The organism is uncultured Ligilactobacillus sp., assembly GCF_948826705.1.
Lineage (GTDB): Bacteria > Bacillota > Bacilli > Lactobacillales > Lactobacillaceae > Ligilactobacillus.
Genome location: NZ_CAQLEL010000148.1, coordinates 1 through 5,668 on the forward strand (window position 1 = coordinate 1; position 5,668 = coordinate 5,668).

At 39.7% G+C, this 5,668-nt stretch carries 5 protein-coding genes; 1 reads left to right on the forward strand and 4 read right to left on the reverse strand.

The annotated features are described in order from the left end of the window. A partial coding sequence (locus tag Q9Q35_RS11095) for a Rib/alpha-like domain-containing protein (protein ID WP_304653420.1) occupies positions 1 to 752 on the forward strand: 752 nt, incomplete at its 5' end. Between the two features lie 208 nt (positions 753 to 960). Here Q9Q35_RS11095 and Q9Q35_RS11100 read toward each other — a convergent pair. From Q9Q35_RS11100 to Q9Q35_RS11115, 4 genes are all read right to left on the reverse strand, one after another. Beyond that, a complete protein-coding gene (locus Q9Q35_RS11100) occupies positions 961 to 1,938 on the reverse strand; it encodes a LacI family DNA-binding transcriptional regulator (protein WP_304653421.1) in 978 nt (325 codons plus the stop codon). 191 nt (positions 1,939 to 2,129) lie between these two features. Then, positions 2,130 to 3,524 carry a glycoside hydrolase family 32 protein gene (locus Q9Q35_RS11105; protein ID WP_304653422.1) on the reverse strand — a complete coding sequence of 465 codons (1,395 nt, stop codon included), beginning with the start codon at positions 3,522 to 3,524 and terminating at the stop codon, positions 2,130 to 2,132. A gap of 17 nt (positions 3,525 to 3,541) precedes the next feature. Beyond that, positions 3,542 to 4,819: an MFS transporter gene (locus Q9Q35_RS11110; protein ID WP_304653423.1), complete on the reverse strand. Its 1,278-nt coding sequence runs from the start codon at positions 4,817 to 4,819 to the stop codon at positions 3,542 to 3,544. A gap of 149 nt (positions 4,820 to 4,968) precedes the next feature. Continuing rightward, the gene (locus Q9Q35_RS11115) at positions 4,969 to 5,523 is read right to left on the reverse strand and encodes a GNAT family N-acetyltransferase (protein ID WP_304653424.1); all 555 of its coding nucleotides are present in this window, start codon (positions 5,521 to 5,523) and stop codon (positions 4,969 to 4,971) included. Between the last annotated feature and the right edge of the window lie 145 nt (positions 5,524 to 5,668).

Sequence of the window (5,668 nt, forward strand, 5' to 3'; positions counted from 1 at the left end):
AAGTACCAGTAAAAGTGGTAGTCACGAAAGCACCAGAAAAGACACCAACAGATGCCGAAAAATACACTCCACGGGGTCAAGAAGTGACAACAGTTCAAGACCAAGTGCCACAAGCAGAAAGTGGTGTATCCAATAAGTCAGAATTGCCAAAGGAAACAAAGTACGCTTGGAAGACACCATTGAATGTATCTACCCCAGGAGAAAAGCAAGGCACAGTAGTGGTGACCTATCCAGATGGAAGTCAAGAAGAAGTACCAGTAAAAGTGGTAGTCACGAAAGCACCAGAAAAGACACCAACAGATGCTGAAAAATACACTCCGCAAGGTCAAAAAGTGACAACTGCCCAAGACCAAATGCCACAAGCAGAAAGTGGTGTAGCTAATAAGTCAGAATTGCCAAAGGAAACAAAGTACGCTTGGAAGACGCCATTGAATGTATCAACGATGGGTGAGCATCAAGAGACGTTAATGGTGACTTATCCAGACGCTTCACAAGATGAAGTTAGTGTGACTGTAAAAGTTGATGCACGGGTGAATGGTACTAAAACAATGCAATTAAATAAGCCTGGATCTAAACAAAAAACAGCTAAAAATAATGTCGATAACAATGTACATTCGACCAAAGAGTCTTTACCACAAACTGGTGAAAACGATGAAAAGAAAGTATTGTTCGTAGGGACCTTACTCACTTTGATAGCTGGAGTGTTAGGAGCAGAGTTATTTAATAAAAAGCATTCAAAAGATCAAAAATAATTTATAGATCAAGAAAATAGGCTGTGACATGAGTAAAAAGACATCTTCAAATTCCAAACGCTGGAATTTTGAAGATGTCTTTCTTTATCCTGAAAATACTAGTTTTTAAGACTTTGTAGTGGTAAATAACAACGAATAGTAATTCTTTAGCGGTAGTTTTTATTAATATATATAATACAAAAAACTACTTATGTCACAGCCTATTTTCTCAACCAGTTTTTCCCTTATGCAAAGTTACAGGTAAAACGTACTCAGTTTTTGTTTCTTTGTTATTTAGACGTTGTTTGAGAACTTGGATCGATGTTTGAGCAATGGCTTCGATCGGTTGGACGATCGTAGTAAGATCAGGCAAGATATTTCTGATGATCTGTGTTCCATCGTAACCAACGATCAACAGATCATCAGGTACTTTTCTTCCTTGTTCTAATGCGATCTGCATGATCAGAGCTGCATCAACATCATTTGAGGCAAAAATAGCCTCGACATCAGGGTGATCGTGAAACATTTGAGTAAAGATCTGTTTTTTTTCACTATATGGGATATTGAAATCAACAGTTATGGTGAGTGGAACTAAGCCAGCCTCTTTCATCGTATCTTCATAGGCTAAGCGACGGCGCTTAGTGGGAGAATCCAGTTCTACCGGTCCATTAGTGTGAATGATCTTTTTAGCACCACGTTCGATCAAATGTGTCGTAGCTAACACACCACCATTATAGTTATCAGATTCGATCACAGGGATATCCTGATTCATGTTGCGGTCGATCGCAACAACGGGTAATTTTTCATAGTTATATTCTTTGATACCTTGATTATGTGTCCCGACGATCAGACCATCAACTTGTTTTGTCAATAATTGATCCAGATAATGTGCTTCTTTTTTAGGATCGTTCATCGAATTACCGATCAAGACCTTGAAACCTTCTTTATAGAGACCTTTTTCAAGTTCAGCACTTAGCTCACCAAAAAAAGGATTAGCGATCGTTGGAAAAAGTAAGCCGATGATCTGGGTCTGCTTTTTATATAATTGGCGTGCGACTGCATTGGGCTGATAATTTAATTCCCTCATTGCACGATAAACTCGCTCGATCGTTTCTTGACTCAAATAACCGCGATTATTGAGTACACGTGAGACAGTCGTCTTAGATACATTGGCTAACTTAGCCACATCTTCTAGTTTTGGACGCAAAGCATGATGATCGCTATATCAAATGTGGATAAAATATAGCTCTTCCTTTCTTGGATTTAGTTATCATTACCATCTTGTCCCACATTTAGCTTTTGATAAGTGTGATGGTAGTCAAATACTATATCGAACATTTTTATTCTAACAAAATTCCAAAAAAATATCTCTTGGATCATTCCCAAGAGATATCAAGATCATTTGAAAGTGATCGCTTTATTATCTAAGCGATAGATATTACCTTTGACAGCTGAAGATGTAAGCCAGGCTTTAGGTTTTTCAAAGTAGAAACGCTCAGTAAAGACAGCTTCACCATCATTGATAAAGATCTCAAGTGAACTGGTATCGATAAAGACTTGAAGCCTAAGATCAGAGCTTGGTGTGATTGTTGCATAGCGTTCATCGCCATTGTGAAGTGTGAACATATTTTTTGCTTTATCAAAATAAAGGCTCACATGTGAGTGTTCATTTTGGTCAGTGAGCTTAAATTCAAGTTCGGTGATCTGTTCAAAACGTAGATCTAATTCGACTTGTGTTTCATCTTCGCAGAGCAATACTTTTTTAGTTTTTGGTGCATCTAAAGTTGCTAGCTTTTTGGTCCGTAATTTAGACAATTCTTTGATCGGACGCATGTAAAGTTTCTCATCTTTTAAGACTAATTCACGTGGTAACGTCAATGCTCCAGCCCAGCCATCAGCCTTTTCAGGAAAATCACTTTCCCACATATCCATCCAACCAAAGACTAAGCGACGTCCATCAGGAGCTAGAGTCGTTTGGGTCGCATAAAAATCATGCCCATGATCGAGTTCTGTAAAGCTACCGTGTTCAAAGGTATTGGTATCATAGTCGTAGTTACCGACAAAATAACCAGTTTGGAATAAATTGCGATACTTTTGTCCATCTGCCTTGATCCCTTGAGGTGAGAGCAACAAGATATCCTTATCAGCTAGTTTAAAGAAATCAGGACATTCCCACATATATCCTTCAGTGCTCAAACCATCAGCTTTGGTGATCTCACCGAGGTATTGCCATTTTTTAAGATCGCTCGAACGATATGTGATCACGCGTCCTAAGCCATCTTTCCCCTGACTACCTAAGATCATGTAGTAAGAGCCATCTTTTTGCCAGATCTTTGGATCACGAAAATGGTGTGTATTATCAGTCGGTGGTGTTTTAATGATCGGGTTATTTTCATATTTAGTAAAATTGATCCCATCAGTACTATAAGCGAGATTTTGATTTTGCCAAAAATGGTCTGGATCGCCATCGCCATAGTAGTGATGACCAGTGTAGATTAAATATAAGACATCATCTTTGACGATCGCACTACCAGAAAAGCAACCATCTTCATCGGCTTTTGTATCTGGTGCAAGGGCGATCGGTAAACTTTCCCAGTGGATCAAGTCTTTACTGTAAGCATGGCCCCAATGCATCGGCCCCCAATCAGCTGAATAAGGGTGATATTGATAAAAGATGTGGTAGTATCCCTTATAGTAACAAAAGCCATTGGGGTCATTGATCCAGCCTGCTGGTGCGCTGACGTGATAACCTAAGCGATAGCGGTCGTTGTTTAATTTGATCATTTGTTTCATAAATTGTTCTCCTTTGTTTATTTTTCTAGAGGTTGGCCGTTGACGAACTCATTATCTTTTTTAATGATAAAGAAACCATAGATACCTGTGATCAAGACGATAAAGGCAATGATCTTAAAAGTCATGCTGTAGCCCATATTATCGCGTAAGATCCCAAGTGGCGTCGATAAGATAACTTGTCCGACTTGAGCTGCGATCTGAAAGCCGATCATATAAAGTGTTGCGGATAGTTTAGTGTCAAAATGCAGTGTGAAATAACGAAAGATCGAAAGAACAAAGAGTGGCACTTCAAGCGAGTGGAGCATTTTGACACATGAGATCGCGATCGGATCGGTGATAAAACCACATAAGCCGATCCGTAAGCACATGATCGCAGTTCCTAAGAGCAAAGTCTTTCTGACACCGATCTTTTTCATGAGGATCGGTACTAGCCCTAGCATCAAAGCTTCAACAAAGACTTGGATACTATTCAATGTCCCGTATGTCTGTTGGCCCACAGCGTTTGAAGAAAAGAGACTTGTGTAAAATTCAGGGAACATCTGTTGATCAAAGACATTGTAGAAAGTCCATGAAAACATAACGAAGAAAATTATCTGCCATAGCACGGGGATTTTTAATAGTCCGAGCATATCTTTAAGCTTTGGCGTCGAATCTTTAGTCTTTAATTCAGAGATCGCTTTTAGTGCATCACGTTCTTCTTTAGGGCGCCAAAATACTAGATCTAGTAGTAAGAAAAGACCGATGATCGAGCCTCCGATGAAGTTTAGGCGTGGATCTTTGACAAAGATAAATCCTGCGACTAAAGCTGAGATCGCATAGCCAAATGAGCCCCAAGCGCGCGATTGCCCGTAAGCAAAGCCAAAAACGCGCGAAAAACGCTCAGTTGTTGCTTCTAAGACACCGACTGCCGAAAGATAAGCTGCCGATAAAAATATCGCTCCGATCCAAACACCTAAGATAAAATGACTTTGAAGCAAAGGTGCATAAACAAAGATGAAAAAAGGAGCGATCAAAGTTGCTAAAATAGCGTTAAAGATCAATAAATGCCGTTTGATGAATAATTTATCCTGAATGGTACCGTAGATAAACATTAAAACGAGACTTGCGACTGAGTTGATCGAAAAGATCGTCCCTACTTCACTGCCAGATAGACCAAGCCCGTTTTGCTCAGAAGTCAACCACAGTTGGAAAAAACTCCACCAGATGCCCCATGAGGCAAAGAATAAAAGCATCGTAGTTGAACTTTGTAGGTACGATGGATTTTTTAATTCGCGCAGTTTGTGTCGTAATTCCATAATATTTTTCCTCCATATCCTCTGTGTGTCAACCGGTTGACAGTTTGTTGTTAGCGCTTTCTTGATATCTTAGTTATACCATGTGAGAACTCTGTGTGTCAACCGGTTAACATAAATTTATAAAAATAGAGATACTTAGGCTAGTATTTCTATTTTGCAAGGTATTTTTCTTTGGTAAGGACCCAGAGCTTAACATCTGTTGGTATATCATTGCGGGGGATATAGTTAGGGAAGATCCCGACTGGTTGCATTTTGAGTTTTTCAAGGACACGTTCACTTTGTTTATTAGCAGTTGCATGGACTGCGTGGACTTGGGCTAGATCAAGCTCGTTAAATGCCAAGTCCAACAAGGCATTAGCCGCTTCACAAACGATCCCTTGGCCCCAAAAATCGCGGTCGATCACATAACCAAGTTCAGCGCTATGAGCAGTGAAGTTCATCAAGCTGATCGTTCCGATAAACGTATCTGTAGGACGATAGACGATGCCCCATTTTCCCAAAGGATCAGCCATAAAATGCGTGGCGAGCGCCTCTTTACTGTCATGTAGTGTTTGATGTGTCGGAAAGCTTAGCCACTTGGTAACTTGTGGGTCACTTGCGTATTTAAACATTTCAGCAGCATCGTTTAAACAAGGTGGGCGCAAAAATAAGCGATTGGTCTCAAGTGTAGCGTGTTGTGCAAGTAAGAGTGTTTGTGAACTCATGATAATTCCTGCTATATAAAACGTGAACAAACGTAATCAAATATATCAAATGATTACATTTGAGAAAGAAATATAGCTTTTCCTTTCCTAATTTTATTTACTACCATCAACGCTAGTATTCCCATATCCTAACAAGAGGGTAATG